Origin of the sequence: Arenibacter lacus (assembly GCF_008711145.1) — a bacterium.
GTDB lineage: Bacteria > Bacteroidota > Bacteroidia > Flavobacteriales > Flavobacteriaceae > Arenibacter > Arenibacter amylolyticus.
Window position 1 is genome coordinate 37,758 of the sequence record NZ_VVIN01000020.1, and the last position, 17,595, is coordinate 55,352.

The following is a 17,595-nucleotide window of genomic DNA, read 5'->3' on the forward strand; positions in this document are numbered from 1 at the left end:
CTTATAAACTTTGCCCTTTGGCCTCAATATTTTCGAAACTCTTCCAACATTGGAACATAGCTCTTGGAACGTGGAAACAGCCTTTCCACTTACCACCTTTTAAAGTTAATAACGGCTTTCCTTCCCTGTTAAGATACCCAAACCATTCGCCATTCTCTGGATCTGAAAAATGGCTCCACGCATAGTCGTGTACTTTTTGGTACCACTCCCCTATTTTCTTATTCCCTGTATGCTCAAAAGATTTGGACAAAGCTACTAGGGTTTCTAAATGCACCCACCATAATTTCTGGTCCCATTCTAACTGCTGTGGGGGTTTCCCCTTGGCATCCAAGAAATAGAATATTCCCCCATGCTCTTCATCCCAGCTATACTCCAGAATATTTAGGATAACCTGGGTAGCCTTTTCTATTAGGTCTTTATCATTTTTTCTTACCCCTATATCAATCATAAACCACATGGCCTCAATCCCGTGTCCTGGATTTAACAAACGGCCATTAAAGCTGTCGCATAGTTTTCCTTCTGGAGTAACAAATTCGTAAATAATCCCAGAATCTTTCTGTAAAAACACCTCCATTACTTCGCTAACACTAAAGTCGATGGTTTTTTCTATTTCTTCAGCGTCTAGTACATCTTCTAACTCCAATACTAAATTTGAGAGGATCATGGGAAGCGAAAACCCCTTTAATGGTCTTGCATCCGTGTTTTTCTCATAAACACCTTTAGAATTGTCCTTTTTCTTTAAAATATTGTAATAGGTCTGTTTAGCCAACTCCCTTATGGATTCGTCGCCGGTAGCCTTTGCGTACTGACTAAAAGCCATTGCTGCAAAACAGTCCGAGAAAATATTATAAGGTTGTACCAAGGGTTTCCCCTCTTTAGTAAGGGAAAAGTAGAAATTCCCATCCTTATCCATGGCGTGTTCACGAAGGAAATCGATACCCGATTTTGCTATTTCAAGCCATTTTGGATTTTTCTCCACCTGATTGTACAGCATGGAAAACGTCCAAGCCTGTCGCCCCTGTAGCCACACAAATTTATCGGTATCAAACACCTCTCCAGTTTGATCTAGACAGGTAAAGTACCCTCCATTTTCCGTATCTAAGGAATGATTTTCCCAAAAAGGAATGACATCGTTCAGCAGGGTATTTCTATAAAGCTCAGAATTTTTCATAATAATCTTATGTTAGACATAATACAAATTTAAAAATATTTCTTATATTAGACAGTAGTTTCCTTTAATAGTTAAGAGCAGAATTATTTTTTTATTTATGATACAATACTATTTTTACAAGTTGTGCAATTTACCTCTTTGTTAATTGCAGAATAAACCTACCAAAAATTATGGATAAATCGTTGAAATTAGAGCCGTTAGAGACCTTATCACTTGCAGATAAGGTGGAGGCGCGCTTATTGCAGTTTATAAAAGAGAATAAGTTAAAGGCGGGCGATTCCATTCCAAAGGAAATGGATTTTGCAGAATCCCTAGGGGTGAGTCGCACTGTAGTAAGGGAAGCTATTTCCCGATTACGCACCTTGGGCATTATTGAATCTAAAAAGCATCGCGGGATGATCTTGACCAATCCGGATATTATGCATAATCTGGAGCGTATGTTAGATCCCACCCTATTAGCAACAGGCACCTTAAAAAACCTGTTTGAATTACGGATGATAATGGAAATGGGGATGGCCGACTTCCTTTTTGAGTATAAAACCCAAAGCGATCTTGAAGAATTGGAAGAAATTGTTCAGTTAGAAGAAGAGGCCGCTTACAACCAGAGTGTATTTTCTCTGGACAAGGAAATTGCATTTCATGGAAAACTTTATGAAATGTCTAAAAACACTACGCTTCAAAAATTTCAGGATCTCCTCTTACCTGTATTTGAATTTGTACACCTAAACGATACCAATTTAAAGGACTATAAATATTCTAGCGGAGAATTTGTAAATCATAGAATGTTATTAGACAATCTTAAAGTGGGCACCCCGGAAACTTTTAGGGTAGCCATGCGCAGACATTTAGAACCCCATTTTGATAGAGTATTTAACAAAGAAAAAAAATAGCGGGCAATGCCCGCTATTTTTTTTCCAATTGGTTTAGCTCAATTTCATCTCTATGAGCTATCGGTCTAAAAAATTACTTTCTCTTTCTTCTAGAAGGCTTCTTGTACTTATCTTTTCCATCGGTAGCCCATTTTAAAGAAAAGCTTACAAATGGATTTTTAGAGTAGCCGTCTTGCTCAAAGAACAATCCTATATCCCCATTTTCCAATACGGTCATAGAAGAATACGCAGAACTACCGGTGTAAATAGTTTTTCCTTCCGTCCAAGTCTCTCCTTCGTCATAACTTACACGTACGGTCATATTCATTCTCCCTTTTTCCATTTTAGCATTGGAAAAAAGAAGTCTGTTTTTCTTGTAACCATCCTCTATAGCGGTATACCTAATGATACTGGCATTACAACCTGGATCTATTAACTGTGGCTCTTCTGTAGTTGTCCATGTTTTCCCTTGATCCGTAGAACGGTGCACATAACGCATCCCCGCATTATTCACTCGCGCATTAATCATCCAAGTACCATCTGCCAATTCTATTACCTTAGATTCATCTGCAGGCTGAATTGGAGTATCTATCAAATACCAAGATTTACCATGGTCGTCACTTGCAAATAAGTGTAGTCCGCTGTTAAGGTTCACCATAGTATGCAATAATTTCCCATCTCTGGTCTGGATTCCACGTCCGGAAGTGATAAATTTAAAATCATTATGCCATTCTTCCTTGGCAATCTGACTGGTAATATCCTCGGGCTTCGTCCAAGTTTTTCCATTATCAGCACTTTTCACAACATGGAAGTAGTATACATCTCTTTCCTTGTCCAAATCCATATAGTTGTAAAACATAAATATTTCATTGGTTTTTGCATCCACAATCATAGAAGGATCCGAAGCAGACTGTCCATAAGGGAAGTCTACCACCGTTTCTATATCACCCCAAGTTTTTCCATTGTCGCTACTTCTTCTTATCACAATATTGATATCCTTACTCCATTTAAGGTCGCCACATCCAGGAACTCTCTCGTCAATAGCAGCTATTAAATCACCATTGGGCGCTGTAATGATAGCAGGAATCCTAAAACAGGCTACTCCATCTACTTCCTCTGCATTAAATAGGTCTTTGTACACCTTTACCCCATCGGCAATTTGATGGTTTTCCGTTTGTCCTGTAAGGACCATGCTGCTACATAACAACAGCCCGATAAATAACTTTCTCATTTTCTGTTTATTAATTTATAGTTGTTCAATTTTACTCATGCTTCATTTTGGAAGAAAGCCCAAGCTTTAATTACCTGAACCATTAGCTCCTAGGGAATTCCTTAGGGATCCTCCTCCATTTACTTACTCGTACATATCCTCAAGATCTGCTTTGGAGAGGGCTTCCATAAACGCTCCAATATTCTTTGCAGAAACATCAAAGAATTTCTTTCCTTTTTCAGCAGTGGAGAATTGAGGGTTTCCAACACCTGTATCTTCAGTCACTTGCGTCCATTGCCTTTGGGAGCTTACCCATCCTTCCTTTAATCCTTTTATTTTAAAAGTTTTTCCTTTCCCAGATCCCGCTTGGTCCAAAGACAAAACCCATTCTGGGGTTAGGTGCATAACCACGGAGGTTTCCAATTCTCCGGCATGATCTCCGGGTTCCTCAAAATATGGTTGGGGATCTGTGTTGTTCCACCAATTTAACGCGCAAACAAATACCTTGGGAAATTCCAAACTCAACTCACGTATAAATTGTTTAAAGTTATTTCCACCATGCCCATTCACTATCACCAACTTCCGTATGTCATGAGCATCCAATACCTGAACCACGTCCTTTAAAACGGCATATTGGGTGCTAGGACTCATATTCATACATAGCTTTACATCCATCTGCCCTGTATTCACCCCAAAGGGTATGGTGGGCAACACTACCACTTTGGCATCGTTTTCCCAGGCTTGCCTTGCTGCCGCAACTGCTACATTTTCGGCCAAAATATTATCCGTCGCATAAGGAAGGTGATAATTATGTGCTTCCGTAGCTCCCCACGGAAGAACGGCCACCTCGTAATCCATTTCCTTTACGGATTTCCAATTGTTTTCTGCTAATACATAGGGTCTTGGCTTGCTTTTCATTGGTATGGATTTTTAACTATTTAATTTCCTAGACAACCTATCATGCTAGAACAATTCGTTCAGATTTACTTTTTCAAAAAACAACTCCTTGTTCCCTTCGTATAAAATACCAATATGATTTTCATCGATCACCGTCATACACGAATACCCGTAGCAGTCGTCCTCGTGAAGCTCCAATTGATTTTCAGTTGGCCAGGTAACTCCTTGGTCAAAACTGGTCTTGATGGTCATATTGGTTCTTCGCTTTTCATTATTTGGGTTGAAAAAGAAAAGGATTCTTCCCTTCTCTGCATGATCAAAACTGATTAAACTAGCCATGCAAACAGGTTCTATTAGCGCTTTTCTTGAAGAAACATGTTCTTCCCAGGTTTTTCCTAAGTCCTTGGTGATGGCCACCGCCCTTGCTCCACCTCGATTGTCGCGCATATTGAGCATTAGACTTCCATCATCTAACTGTACCACCTGTGCCTCGGTAGTATTGGGTCTTGCACCTGTACCTATTTTCCAGGTAGTACCTTGGTCCTTACTATAGATTATTGTAGAATGAGGCATTCTATCCTTATCCTTAAATTGGGCAGGGAAAACCAAGGTACCATCCTTCAGGCTAATACCCTTTCCGGGCCCTTGTAGTAATAATTGCCACTCTGGCTTTTTAACCTGAGAAGTAATATTTATTGGATCGGACCATGTTAGGCCGTCGTCTTCGCTCTTAACTAATATAAACTGACTTGTTTCTTCGGGGGTCATACCTGGATTGGAAGCATGCCAATTACGTTTTCCAGGATGTCCATGTGCCCATACCGCAGCAACCCAAATGGTCCCTGTATTGCGATCTACTAGGATGGCGGGATCGCCAATTCCATTTTCCTCCTCAGGTTTACCACCGTATTCACCCATATCCATAATAACCTTCATGGGTTCCCAAGTAGTTCCTCCATCCGTACTGCGACTCATCCCTACATCTACATCGGCCTGAAGGTCTACGGGCCCGTTATAGCGATTGTCATATACGGCAATTAAGGTCCCCTTATTAGTAGTTACCAAACCGGGAATACGATAGGTATCCACATTGTCTTGATTATGCTGCCTTAAAGCTATCCCTACTCTTTGCGAAGTAGTAGACTTCTCTAAGGTTGGCTTAAGTACCTGCCCATTAGACAAGGTAATGGATACACTTTTGGCACTTATTTTATTGGATAAATCTACCGTATCCCGTAATGCCATGGACAACCAAAAATAATTATCTCCAGCCTGTAATGGTTGATGACCTTTAATCCGTATTTGAGATTTTATTTGATTACTTCCTCCAAACTTGGTACCTGTTTCAAAACGAGGTTCCTTAAAGGAAGCATATACTTCCATCGCAGTAATATCGCTCAGGTCCGTAGTACCTTCCAAGTTAAAGTCCATAGCGGTTATTGCCAGGTCCGAACCTTGCTCGGGAATAGACAATTTAACTTCCACCACCTTATTCTTTTGCTTGAAAGTGAGCACTGGAAGTACGGGTTGACCAGTTTCGTAGGTAAATCCACTAATATGCTCAGCATTGGTTTTATCTCCACAAGACCCTAATACCAAAGCCATTATGGCAATAATTGCATAATATTTATTCTTTCTCATCATCTCTTTAAGGTAGTTATTTATAGGTTCTTAGCCTATTAACCGATTAATTTTTTAGTTGACATAAGGTCTTAGGACCCGTTTCCATTTTTTATACCCCTGCTTGCTCAAATGCAAGCCATCATAGGTAAACTTTGGTTTTAACGCTCCTTTAGCGTTCCTAAATCTTTTATGAAGGTCTATAAAAGAAACATTATTCCTTTTAGCGAGCTCCTCTAGGGACCGGTTTACCGACATAATTAGTTGCTGATTACTTTTATGCCCGGAAAATTTGTCGCCTACCTTCGGATTCACTGGCAGGATACTCTGTAAGAATATCTCCGTATTTTCTGAATCTTTTTGTATCTCATGCAAAATGGATGCCACATGATCTACCACATAGGATTTGGATTTTCCCCTAGCCAGATCATTGGTTCCAATCAACAGAAATATCTTTTTGGGTTGTGAAGAAGTCACTTCGGAAAGCCGATTGAGGATACCCGCTGTTACATCCCCACTTATTCCCCTATTCACCGCGTTTACATTGGGAAACAAAGCTTTCCAATCCCCACCTTCGGTAATACTATTTCCCAAAAAAATTATTTCGTTCTCCGTATCTGGGGTCGATTCAAACAAGGCCTTTCGCTGATAATAATGATCGGAAAAGGTTTGGGCATTTACACTCGTAACCAAGATTCCTACCGACAATAGAAATAAAAACTGCTTCATAACTATTCTAAATTAAAATGAAGGGTCGTATTTAAGGTCTTGTACCTCTCTAACGTTGTTCCCATCCAAGGACACGGGTATAAACGTATACATCCATTTCCAAGAACGGCCTCCATAGGGTATCTTCAAAAGTACCGTATTCCAACCTTTTTTCAATTTTACCTTGGCGGGTTCCCTATAAAAATAATCCTCATCTATAAAAGGAATCTCATCGGTTGCTACTGCCAACTCTGGCTGTTGCCATACTGGGGGTGCAACTTCCTCATTGTTTACCCAAATCTTTGGTTCTGTAAAATGCCATTGACCTTGGCTAGGAGCCGGACCTCCCCTTCTACCTCCAGACCTGGACCAACCATAAAACCCTATCCAAAAAGTCTGTTCCCTCGCCTCTGGAGAATAAATTTTGGTATGCGCATAATAGGTTCCAGATTTGGCTTCCGTTATTGCTGGGAATCCAAAGTAATGTTTAAGATGTATGGTTGCCCCTACCGGAGTATCATCCCATTTATAGGTGGTCCCATCTACCGTATAACTAGATTGCAACTCCTTCTCTACAGGAAATGAGGCTGTAAAGTCGCCCTTATGATCAAAGGGACCTATAATCTTCCATAAAGCTTCCGTCTGGGCCACATATGGAAACTCTTTATCTTTAAAGAAATGGTCTCTATGTACCAATACTTTTTGTTCAAAATCCTTAAACCTTTTCAGCTCTTCGGATCCTTTCGGTGGAAGTTTGGCCCAATACTCTAAATAGTTTTTCTCCCTACCCTTCCAAATGGCATCGGAATAAAAAACAATAGAAGGATAAATGGGGTTCTGTTTTAATATATCGCGTTCATTAGCCACATTGTTGTCTGGCCATGCACACAATATTCCTCCCAAGGCCAGGGAATCTCCAGTAGGCTGTCTACAGGGTTGTTGGAAAAACAAACGAGCCATTCCCGCAAAGGGATCTAAATGATTTATATAATTGGCCCTAGAGTCTATAAATCGGTGTCCCTTACGTACCTCGTGTTGTGCCCAAAGTTGATTAATAGAGGTACTATCCCCTTCAATTTCAATACCTTCTTTCCATACTATTAGCTCACGGCCCTTACCTTTTATGTGGTTCATTAAGGTAAGAATCATCTCGTCTTCCACATATTCTGGCTCATTCCTAACTTCATCGGTCCCTATGTGGATATAGGGCATTTCTTCGGCATCGGCAAGTGACATCAACTCGTCAAAAAGATCTATTAGAATGGGGAGCACCCTTTCCTCTTTCATCGTCTTTATCCCAAAAGCTTTTCTAAAGGCCCTGGTGTGCCCAGGTATATCAAATTCTGGAATCACCGTTATTTGACGTTCCTTACTGTAGGCAAGTATTTCTTTAAAATCTTCTTGGGTATAGTATTTCCCTACATGCCTGCTAAAGGATGTATCTGCTTTTAATTCTGGGTATAATTTACTTTCTAAACGCCATCCTGGATCATCTGTTAAATGCCAATGAAATATATTGTACTTGTATTTAGCCAGAACATCTATTTGTTCTTTTAGCTGTGCCACACTTTGGTAGTTTCTACCCGTGTCGTGCATAAACCCCCTAATTTTAAAAGCGGGCCAATCCTTAATGTCCAATTGTGGCAAGCTCCAACTCCTTCCCTTTTCCCTTATCACCTGGGCCAAGGACTGCAGACCATAATAAGCTCCCTTTTCCGTAGGGGCAGTAATGGTTATTTTTTTATCGATTTTTAAGGTATAGGCTTCTTGGTTGGTGAGATTGGAATTTTGTAAAATTTCTACTTCCAGTCCTTTTTTATCGGTCCACAGACCTTCGGTACGCAATACCTTTTCAGGAGCTAACTCCGCTGTTTTAAAGTCGTTGTTTACAAGACGTAATCCAGAAAAAGTTACCTCTTTCTTCCCATAAGTTAGTTCCTGTGGCGTGGGAATAAGCGGATATTTATCTGCAAGCTGCGTCGGCTTTCCTTGAGCACAGGCACTTAAAGCAAATAATAGCACCACACCCATATTTAACCCAGCGTTGCAGGAGTACCACCTTATTTTATCAACTATTTTCTTCATATTTAACGGTAAAACGTTGGTATCTAAATATTTATTAAATTTTCAATCTATCAAATTGGAAAACGTGGACGCTGGAATCCCATGGGCATTGGTCAAATTCCCATCGGAATAGGAACTATAACCGTACCTCACATATCTAGGTTTTTTCACCTGTTTGCTCCAAACCCGTAACACCCCGCTATCTATTTGGGTCTTTGCCTTTACAAATACCTTATCATCACCGGCGATTTCAATATCCGTTACCGATTTTCCATTGGTAGTCTGCAATCCTTCCCCGTGGAGAAAGTGTACTTCCAATTCCTTATCCTGTACATTTACAAAATCTAACAAGGGTCCGGAAAAAGGAATATCCAATCCGTAATTTTTTGCCAGGGCAATCTTAGACAAACGTTTGCCTACCACCCATTTTTTTTTGGGGTGCACATTTGTGGGGTGCCCCACATCCATGCTCACGGCCATTCCGGTATTGGGAATGGACAGAAGTTTTCGTTGCGAATCCCTAAACTTCCCCCAATTAGGCCTGTTGATGCTACTTAATTGAACATAATTAAATGCCATAGCGGGATTATTCCAATGCTTACGCCAATCTGCCACCAACATTTTAAACAGCTTGGTATGTAATATTTCCCGTTCTGCATTAGACTCTCCCTGGTACCAGATAACTCCTTTAATGGGGAAATCTTTTATAGGATAAATCCCCGCGTCGAACAACATGGTAGGATCAAAGGGATGCCTAGCTTTAATGCGATATTGGCTCATAGCAACCATGTTTTTCTCCTTGCGTTGATTTACCCACGGCTGCACCAAGGGATGACGATGGGTATCGTTTAGCAAACTAATAGTTTCATGGGTGGTCTCCATGGCCTCCCTACTAATCCAACTTTGAGTGGTAGATCCTCCTACCGCATTGGAAATGATGCCTACTGGCACCTTTAATTCTTTTTGAAGATTATAGGCAAATGCGTAGGCAACTGCAGAAAAATTTTCCATGCTAGACCCTAAAGCCGTGTTCCAGCCCGAAGGTTTAAAAAAGCCTTCCGCATTGCAGTATGCCAACTCCTCCTTGGTATAAGCGCGATTGGAAGTGTGCGCTTTTGGATCCATAGAAAAAAGAAAGATATTGGAGCTTATGGAATCCTTTAGGATGGAGGCTCCCTGCTTTTCCTCGGCCAGTTTAAAAGCCATATTGGATTGCCCGGATGCCAACCAAACCTCTCCTACATAGGTTTCGGAAATATGGATTTCCCCCGATTGCTTGGAAGAAATCGTCAATTGGTACGGACCGCCCGCTTTCTGTGCAGGATAGGTAACTTGCCATTGACCATGGCGAGAAACTTTGGTGCGCTTGATTTTACCATTAAACTGTATGGTAATCTCGTCCGTGGCATTTGCCACCCCCTTGATGACCAAGGGTATATTTCTTTGAAAAACCATTTGCTCCCCGTAAAGCATGGGAAGTGCTAATCCTCCATAGTCACCACTAATAAATTGAGCTATTTTCTTGGCTATTATGGTAGCCCCTTCTTTGGCAGGGTGAAGATCATCTGCATAGTATTCCGGGAATCGGTACAAGGGCTCTTGAAGATTAATCACAGGAACTCCAGCTTGTTGGCCTATGAGATCTATCTTAGACTGAATCTCTAAATAATTCTCCCGCATCCCTTCTTCAAACCAATGGTGGCCAGAAAAGGAGGGAGACATTTGACAGATGATAACTTCTGGGGAAGAAGGCAATTCTCTATATTCCTGAATCATCGCTAGATAATCGGAAACAAAGCTATCCTTATGATCGGGCCAATTATTATTCCCTTGATCGTTAAGCCCTAAATGAATTACGACCAAATTTGGCAAGAAAGCCTTAGAAGCATCAAATTGAGGGGTATCCCAATAAGGTTTATGCCCCTTTTTTAGCATAGTAGCTCCGGGATGTCCAAAGTTCGCTACCTTGTAGACATCCCCGAGCATTTGCTGCAATTGAACTGGATAAGCATTACGCTCCCTATTCTCAATTGCAGTTCCATAGGTAACGCTGTTCCCTACGCAGGCCACCTTTATTTGCTGTGCATGCATGGAAAAAGTCATTAAAAAAATAAGCAAATAAAAATTTCTCAACTCAATTCCATTAAACACCAAACAACCTTATAGTTAAGCCCTTATTAAAGAACAGTGTATTGTAGAACTATTTATACCTTACCTAGATATGGAGTAATTCCCAAAGCATCCAATTCTGACTTCGCCTCTTCAATTTGAGCCTCCGTTAGCGTGGTATGCGGGAACCTACTAGGACCTAAATCCAATCCTAATGCCTTCATAAAGGATTTTGCAGCACCGTTAAAACCACCTTTTGCATTTAAGACATCTACAAACTTCATGGATTTCTGCTGAAGATCTGCAGCCAATGTATGATTATTATTATTAAACGCTTCCTCTATAGCTAAGTACAATGGAGCCAAGTGGTTATAGGTACTCCCTACCCAGCCATCGGCACCAAAGGGAAGACTAGCAAGGAAAATCTCATCAAATCCAAATAAAATATTAGCAGACCCTCCATTAAACTCCTTAGAGTATTTATAATCTATAAGATTGTTGTTGGTAAACTTAATTCCGGCTAGATTGGGAATCTGCGGTGTTGCCAACGCTAAGAATTCTGCCATATTAAAATTGGCTCCAGTCAATACAGGGATATGGTAATAATAAAAAGGAATATTAGGTGCACAGGCGGCAATTTCCTTACAATATTCTACTAACTTATTAATATCGGATAATCTAAAGTAATAAGGAGCCAATGCAGCAATCCCGTCTACCTTATCAGCAGCATAGGCAGCCAACTCCTTAGCTTCCTGCAAGCTAGTATGCCCTACATGATCTATTACAAATAGGTCGCTCGACTTATTTTGACCCCAAGCCTTCGTAATTTCCTTCCTTTCGGCTACGGACAAAGAGGTAAAGTCTCCAGTAGACCCATTTATAAAAACCCCTTTCACCCCATTTCCTTTTAAGAAATCCGCATATTGCGGTACTATCTCTACATTAAGCGAAGAATCCTGGTGCATGGGTGCATAGGTCGCTGCTATAAGTCCTTTCATTTTTCAAATGCTGTTATGTTATACATAATACAAATCTAGGTAAACAAATTGAGGTGCACAAAAGGAATTTTAGAAGAATTATTAAATAACACCTCAAACAAAACCCAAGCAATCTACACCTAAGCCATATTTTACTAGTGCTAATATAACTTTTCAATTTATTGATCCGAATAAGTTTTTAACAATATTTCATTCATTTATATGTAGGAATATCACATTGTCAGGGGTAAACATCATAAAATCACAATTTATAATTCACCAAAAAAAACTGCAAATATTTTGTTAAGAAACCATTATTTAATATCATTGCATTATGTAATACATAAGAACTAACAAAATGATACACAAAAACAAACTCTTAAAGCATGTGCTAGCACTAACGGCCTTTCTATTTATGGGAGGTTTGTACGCACAACAGAAAACAGTCAGCGGAACTATTTCCGACGACACAGGACAACCCCTTCCTGGGGCCAACGTATTAGTACAAGGTACTACCACGGGGACACAATCGGATTTTGATGGAAACTATACCATTCAAGCAAGTGACGATGACATTTTGGTATTTAGCTACATTGGTTTTACCACCAAAAACATTCCAGTTGGAAACCAAACTACTATTAATGTAACCTTATCAGAGGATGCTGCCTTGTTAGACGAGGTGGTTGTAACCGGGTACGGTTCTCAGACCAGGGCAACACTTACCACTTCTGTATCTAAATTGGATACAAAAATTTTGGAAACTTCTACAAGATCCAATGCCGCAACAGCCCTACAGGGTACGATTGCAGGTTTACGTGTAACCAACACTACCGGACAACCAGGTTCTACCCCACAAATCGTATTGCGTGGTGGTACTAATTTTGATGGCACCGGTTCCCCTCTGATCTTAATAGACGGGATCCCTGGATCTTTTTACGCACTTAACTCGGACGACATTGAGTCTATAGAAGTACTGAAAGATGCAGCTGCTACCGCTATTTATGGTGCAAGATCCGCCAACGGGGTGATCTTGGTAACCACTAAAACCGGAAAAGCTGGAAAATCCTCTATCAACTACAAGTACAAATACAGTATGAACGAGGAGCGCAACGATCAAAAGTATATTGGTGCAGAAGACTTCATTAATTACAACAGACAGTCCATTGCTTGGTATAGGGAAGCTATTAACAACCCTGGATCTTTTGGTGCCTTTTTAGATGGAGCCAATTCTATGGGAACCGGTGGAAACACTACCAACTCTCCATTTACTACCCAGTTGTTAACTGCGGATAACCAGTACCTATTAAATCAGCCTGGTTGGAATGCGATTCCCGATGTTCTAAACCCTAATCAGCAAATTTTATTCTTTGACAACAAGAGTGTAGGAGATCGCATTTATCAGAACAGCGCCTCCAAGGATCACTACCTATCTTTTGATGGTGGTAACGAAAAAGGAACTTACTACTTAGGTTTAGGCTTATTGGATAACGATGGATTGATTTTAGGATCTGGTTTTAAAAGATACTCTGGAAAGTTTTCAGGATCTTATAGGATTACAGACAATTTTAAGATTAATTCCAACGTGCTTTATTCGCACTCTAACCTAAACCGTAGCCCACTAGGTGGTGATGACACGGTGTTTAGAAGATTCCAAGGTCAGGCACCTACTTCTAGAACCTATGACAACAATCCTGATGGAACTTGGTCCGATATTTATGCCGTGGGACAAAACCAAGGCTTTGGTAACCCATTATATTATCAAGATAAGTTTATCAGAAAAAATCTAGAGCAGCGTTTGTCTGCATCCGTAGGATTTGACTGGAACATCCTAGATAATTTAATCTTTGCTGTGAATGGTAGTCACTTTGCCATTAACAACCACAACGAGAACTTTAATAAAGCCTTTAGGGTAGGAAGCACTACTGGTCCCATTAGAGCCGAAAGAGCTGCCTCTGTTAGCTTAGGAAGAACTCTAAGAAACCAGTTGACGGGTACCCTTAACTACACCAAAAGAGTTGGTGATCACAATTTTAACGCTTTGGTGGGAGCTGAGTATTATAAAGACAATTTCTTTAGCACTTCTGCAGGAACCAGAAACTCGCCTACAGATTTAATCCCGACCTTGAATGCAGGTGCAGAAGCAGACGGAATACCGTCCAGCTTTGAAACCGAGTATGTACTAACATCGACCTTTGGACGTTTATTGTACGATTACGACAACAGATACCTTATCAGTGGTACCTTTAGACGTGATGGATCCTCTAGATTGGGTAACGAGAAATTTGGCTTCTTCCCAGGAGTATCCGTAGGATGGAACTTACACAACGAGAGCTTCTTTATGGATTCTAACATTAGCAATACCATTTCTAGGGTAAAACCAAGATTGAGTTACGGTGTTAATGGTAACCAAGATGTTTTAAGTAATTACGGAGTATTTGGTGCTTACGGAAGTCAAGGTATCTACGACGGTCAAACCGGATATGCCAACTCCTTACTACCAACTTTGGATTTGAAATGGGAGAAATCTACCACCTTTAATGCTGGTTTGGATATCTCATTTTTCAACAACAACCTTACTTTCATTGCCGATGTGTATTCTAGGGATATCAAGGATAAGTTAGCAGACCTAACCTTACCCTTCTACACTGGGTTCAGCAGTATTTTAACCAATAACGGAACCATTAGAAACAAAGGTTTTGAACTTCAAGTAAACGGGAACGTTATTAATAGCGAGGACCTAACTTGGAATGTGGGAGCTACTTTTACTTCCAACAAAAACTACGTGGTTAAACTTCCTGAGAATGCCAACGATCTTAACAGACAGGCAGGACAGTTAATTTGGAATGCCAAAACTGGTCAAGAAGAGTGGATCGGTGGATACCAGGAAGGTAAACGAGCAGGTAACGATCTAGTAATTGCCTATGAGCAAGAGCGTATCTATAGGGATCAAGCCGATGCTGATGCAGACGCTTCTATTGAGGATACTTTCTTACCTGGCGATAAGTTTAAGCACTTTGCTGGAGATGTTAAGTGGAAAGACCAAAATGGTGATGGTGTTATCAACAGCCTAGACAGAAAGGTGATTGGTAGAACTACTCCAGATTTCATTGGTGGACTTACTACTAGCTTAAGATATAAGAACTTTAATCTATTTGTGAAGACCGATTTTGCAACAGGACATTTGGTATGGAACCATATTAGAAATAAAGGATATGGACAAACCCAAGGTAACTTAAACCAGCCTATAGAGGTATTGGATTCTTGGACACCTAATAATATGGATACAGAGTGGCCACGCTTCGTTTTTGTAAACGGTACCAAGAACGTATGGAGAGGAAACGAAGGAGCATCCTTTGGGGATAGCTCTAGCTTAATGAACGCCGCTAACGACCAGTTCTGGGAAAAAGGAGATTACTTAGCCTTGCGTGAAGTAACCCTAAGCTATGACGTACCTGCAGCATACTTCAATGACGCTATTAAGCGATTGAGCCTGTTTGTTACTGGTAGCAACTTACACTACTTTAAGAGCTTCTCTGGTGACACACCTGAAATTGGTGGAGTACAGTACGGTGCCTTCCCGGTTCCTAAAACTGTTACTATTGGATTAAACTTAACATTTTAAAAATTAGGAAGATGAAGAAATATATATATCTATTAATCGCTGTAGTTACTTTCACGGCCTGTGAAAGTGAGCTGGAACTAAACAGTCCCAGTGAATTGACAGCACAAGGTTTCTGGGATTCCGAAACTGGTGCTAGAACTGCGCATACAGGATTGTATGCCAACCTAAGAAGTTCTGCAGGAACTTTATGGTTGCTGGGAGAGATTAGAAGTGATATTTGGGGGGGAAGAACTTTTGAATCTCCTTCTAATGAATCTTTGATTCGTTCCGACATCACGGTTGCCACTGCTCCTTTTGGAGGGTGGGCTGGACTTTATACAAGAATTCATAGGTTGAACGACTTTTTGGTAAATGTTCCCAATATTGAATTTGTGAATGAGGATGACAAGCAGCACCTACTGGGACAGGCGTATGGATTACGTGCATTGTACTACTATACGCTATTGAAAACATGGGGAGATGTGCCTATTATTCTAGAGCCATTAACCGATGTAGATCCCAATGTCTTGGCCAAGGAGCGTTCTCCGCAAAGCGAGGTGATGGAATTAATAAAGTCTGACATAGCTGCCTCCTTAAGCGCTTTTGGATCTGACGACAGCTTCTTTGAGGGCAAAAAAATCTACTGGTCCAAAGCAGCTACCCTTACCCTTAAAGGGGACGTATACATCTGGTCTGGTAACCTAATGGGTGGTGGTACTGCCGATTTTACCGAGGCTAAAAACGCCCTTGAGCAAATTGCATCTTTAGGTGTAAGCTTAGAGCCTAGCATTGATGATCTATGGGGAGTAGCCAATGAAAATAACAACGAGTTTATTTTCGCATTGGATTACAAGCAAGATGAAGCTGAAAACTTTTACAACAGTTTAACTGGAAGAAGCACGGAAGTAAACCCAACCTTCAATGACAATGGTGAGTCCATGTCCGACTTCGTAATTGCAGGTGCTAATAGATATGGACAGTCTGAAAAGACCATTTTATTACTGGACGATAATGACGATGCACGTAAAGATGCAACCTTCATTAGACTGTATGTGGATGACAATGGCGGATTGGGGTACCCTACCTATAACGAAGATGCCTATTTTGGTTCTGTCTTCAACAAGTTCTTAGGAAGAGTATTTGGTACTGAAAGAATTTTTGAAAACAACGTACCAATTTACCGTTACGCCGATGTAGTTCTTTTATTGGCCGAAGCCAAGAACTATTTAGGTGAGGATCCTTCTGCAGAAATCAACCAGATTCGCGAAAGAGCTTATGGGGATAATTATAACCCATTGTTTCATGCGTATGTGAACGGATCTCAAACCGAAAACACCAACGCCATCCTAAATGAACGTTACAAGGAGTTTATCGGTGAAGGTAAAAGATGGTGGGATCTAAGAAGAGCAGGAGCCAGCTTTGTATTCGACAATATTGAGTTCCTAAGCCCTGGAGATGAGTTTAAATTGATTTTACCGATTACTACAGATATGATCGGTAGAAACCCATTATTAGAGCAATCTCCAGGATATAACTAAACACATAATTAGTTGTTATTTAGTTGAGTTAGTTTATTTATTAAGGAGGGGGTGGTTCCCCTCCTTTTTTTGTTTTATACTTTCCTTAGTCAGCACAATCCGCGCACTTACTACCACTCCCCTACGCTAGTCATTAGTGCGTTTATCCCCAAAGTATTCGAATTTCCTTTTCAACAAGATTGATAGGGTCTCCACCTCCCTTGGAAGGGTAACTCTACCAAACTGATTACCGACTACTATCATATGAATAAACTTAAACTGTCCAGAATTTTTGATAGAATTAGTTATACTTTTCATTGGATTTATTTATAAAAAGGATTAGTTCTGTTCTAATAACTAATTCTGTTCATTTTTTCCATTGATGAAATGCGCAGCATTCATGAATTCCTTTAAAAAAAAACAATATACAAGCCATGAATAAAAAACGAACCAGGGCCGAAAAGTGAAGGTACGGTGTACCTTTGACTTTGAGGAGCCAGCTGTAGCGAGGGGCAAGATTTCGTATCCTTTAAATGATTTCTATACCAAGGCCGGAACCAAAGTAATAAGCATATTGTTTTGAAAGTTTTTCACTTTTAAGTGGTCAACCTAAATCGGAGACGAAAACAATTGTTTATTGCTAATTGATTATTGTTTACTGAAAAAACTGACTACCGTTTACTGACTACTGAGTCCATCTAAATTCTCACTACTTTGTACTCAATACTATAAAAAATCCCTCCGCTTTGCACTTTCAGGCAAACCACCTCCCTTTTAAATTAAAGGGAGGAGCTTTTGATTTCCCCCCTAGTAGAGGTCAACCTATATCTGGGACGTACAAGAAAAGCCACT

Annotated in this window: 11 protein-coding genes; 3 read left to right on the plus strand and 8 right to left on the minus strand. The window is 40.4% G+C overall.

Going from position 1 to position 17,595, the window contains the following annotated elements; translation table 11 throughout:
• Position 1: 1 nt before the first annotated feature.
• Positions 2-1,171 carry an AGE family epimerase/isomerase gene (locus F1E73_RS08100; protein ID WP_150451628.1) on the minus strand — a complete coding sequence of 390 codons (1,170 nt, stop codon included), beginning with the start codon at positions 1,169-1,171 and terminating at the stop codon, positions 2-4.
• Between the two features lie 170 nt (positions 1,172-1,341).
• Between F1E73_RS08100 and F1E73_RS08105 the strand changes: the two genes are divergently transcribed.
• A complete protein-coding gene (locus F1E73_RS08105) occupies positions 1,342-2,061 on the plus strand; it encodes a FadR/GntR family transcriptional regulator (RefSeq protein WP_086478197.1) in 720 nt (239 codons plus the stop codon).
• A gap of 73 nt (positions 2,062-2,134) precedes the next feature.
• Here F1E73_RS08105 and F1E73_RS08110 read toward each other — a convergent pair whose 3' ends face one another.
• From F1E73_RS08110 to F1E73_RS08140, 7 genes are all read right to left on the minus strand, one after another.
• Entirely contained in the window at positions 2,135-3,271 is a 1,137-nt protein-coding gene (locus tag F1E73_RS08110) for a sialidase family protein (RefSeq protein WP_086478198.1), read from the minus strand.
• Between the two features lie 123 nt (positions 3,272-3,394).
• Positions 3,395-4,168 (minus strand): creatininase family protein, encoded by a 774-nt coding sequence (locus F1E73_RS08115; protein ID WP_150451629.1) that lies wholly within the window; start codon positions 4,166-4,168, stop codon positions 3,395-3,397.
• A gap of 45 nt (positions 4,169-4,213) precedes the next feature.
• On the minus strand, positions 4,214-5,791 hold the full coding sequence (locus F1E73_RS08120; RefSeq protein WP_223883392.1) for a sialidase family protein: 1,578 nt from the start codon (positions 5,789-5,791) through the stop codon (positions 4,214-4,216).
• Between the two features lie 51 nt (positions 5,792-5,842).
• Positions 5,843-6,496 carry an SGNH/GDSL hydrolase family protein gene (locus tag F1E73_RS08125; RefSeq protein WP_086478200.1) on the minus strand — a complete coding sequence of 218 codons (654 nt, stop codon included), beginning with the start codon at positions 6,494-6,496 and terminating at the stop codon, positions 5,843-5,845.
• Positions 6,497-6,508: 12 nt separating this feature from the next.
• Positions 6,509-8,560: a family 20 glycosylhydrolase gene (locus F1E73_RS08130; protein ID WP_150451630.1), complete on the minus strand. Its 2,052-nt coding sequence runs from the start codon at positions 8,558-8,560 to the stop codon at positions 6,509-6,511.
• Positions 8,561-8,602: 42 nt separating this feature from the next.
• Positions 8,603-10,630, minus strand: coding sequence for a GDSL-type esterase/lipase family protein (locus tag F1E73_RS08135; protein WP_176328525.1), 2,028 nt, complete (start codon positions 10,628-10,630; stop codon positions 8,603-8,605).
• Between the two features lie 113 nt (positions 10,631-10,743).
• A complete protein-coding gene (locus F1E73_RS08140; RefSeq protein ID WP_086478203.1) occupies positions 10,744-11,646 on the minus strand; it encodes a dihydrodipicolinate synthase family protein in 903 nt (300 codons plus the stop codon).
• Positions 11,647-11,983: 337 nt separating this feature from the next.
• On the opposite strand from F1E73_RS08140, the gene F1E73_RS08145 reads away from it, so the two are divergent.
• Both F1E73_RS08145 and F1E73_RS08150 read left to right on the plus strand, forming a co-directional pair.
• On the plus strand, positions 11,984-15,247 hold the full coding sequence (locus F1E73_RS08145; protein WP_086478204.1) for a SusC/RagA family TonB-linked outer membrane protein: 3,264 nt from the start codon (positions 11,984-11,986) through the stop codon (positions 15,245-15,247).
• A gap of 11 nt (positions 15,248-15,258) precedes the next feature.
• Positions 15,259-16,764, plus strand: coding sequence for a RagB/SusD family nutrient uptake outer membrane protein (locus F1E73_RS08150; protein ID WP_150451631.1), 1,506 nt, complete (start codon positions 15,259-15,261; stop codon positions 16,762-16,764).
• The last annotated feature ends 831 nt before the right edge of the window (positions 16,765-17,595 follow it).

What these genes read in the sequence shown, in the direction of transcription:
- F1E73_RS08100 (WP_150451628.1), bottom strand. Translation starts at nt 1,171, where the DNA reads ATGAAAAATTCTGAGCTTTATAGAAATACCCTGCTGAACGATGTCATT.
- F1E73_RS08105 (WP_086478197.1), top strand. Translation starts at nt 1,342, where the DNA reads ATGGATAAATCGTTGAAATTAGAGCCGTTAGAGACCTTATCACTTGCA.
- F1E73_RS08110 (WP_086478198.1), bottom strand. Translation starts at nt 3,271, where the DNA reads ATGAGAAAGTTATTTATCGGGCTGTTGTTATGTAGCAGCATGGTCCTT.
- F1E73_RS08115 (WP_150451629.1), bottom strand. Translation starts at nt 4,168, where the DNA reads ATGAAAAGCAAGCCAAGACCCTATGTATTAGCAGAAAACAATTGGAAA.
- F1E73_RS08120 (WP_223883392.1), bottom strand. Translation starts at nt 5,791, where the DNA reads ATGATGAGAAAGAATAAATATTATGCAATTATTGCCATAATGGCTTTG.
- F1E73_RS08125 (WP_086478200.1), bottom strand. Translation starts at nt 6,496, where the DNA reads ATGAAGCAGTTTTTATTTCTATTGTCGGTAGGAATCTTGGTTACGAGT.
- F1E73_RS08130 (WP_150451630.1), bottom strand. Translation starts at nt 8,560, where the DNA reads ATGAAGAAAATAGTTGATAAAATAAGGTGGTACTCCTGCAACGCTGGG.
- F1E73_RS08135 (WP_176328525.1), bottom strand. Translation starts at nt 10,630, where the DNA reads ATGCATGCACAGCAAATAAAGGTGGCCTGCGTAGGGAACAGCGTTACC.
- F1E73_RS08140 (WP_086478203.1), bottom strand. Translation starts at nt 11,646, where the DNA reads ATGAAAGGACTTATAGCAGCGACCTATGCACCCATGCACCAGGATTCT.
- F1E73_RS08145 (WP_086478204.1), top strand. Translation starts at nt 11,984, where the DNA reads ATGATACACAAAAACAAACTCTTAAAGCATGTGCTAGCACTAACGGCC.
- F1E73_RS08150 (WP_150451631.1), top strand. Translation starts at nt 15,259, where the DNA reads ATGAAGAAATATATATATCTATTAATCGCTGTAGTTACTTTCACGGCC.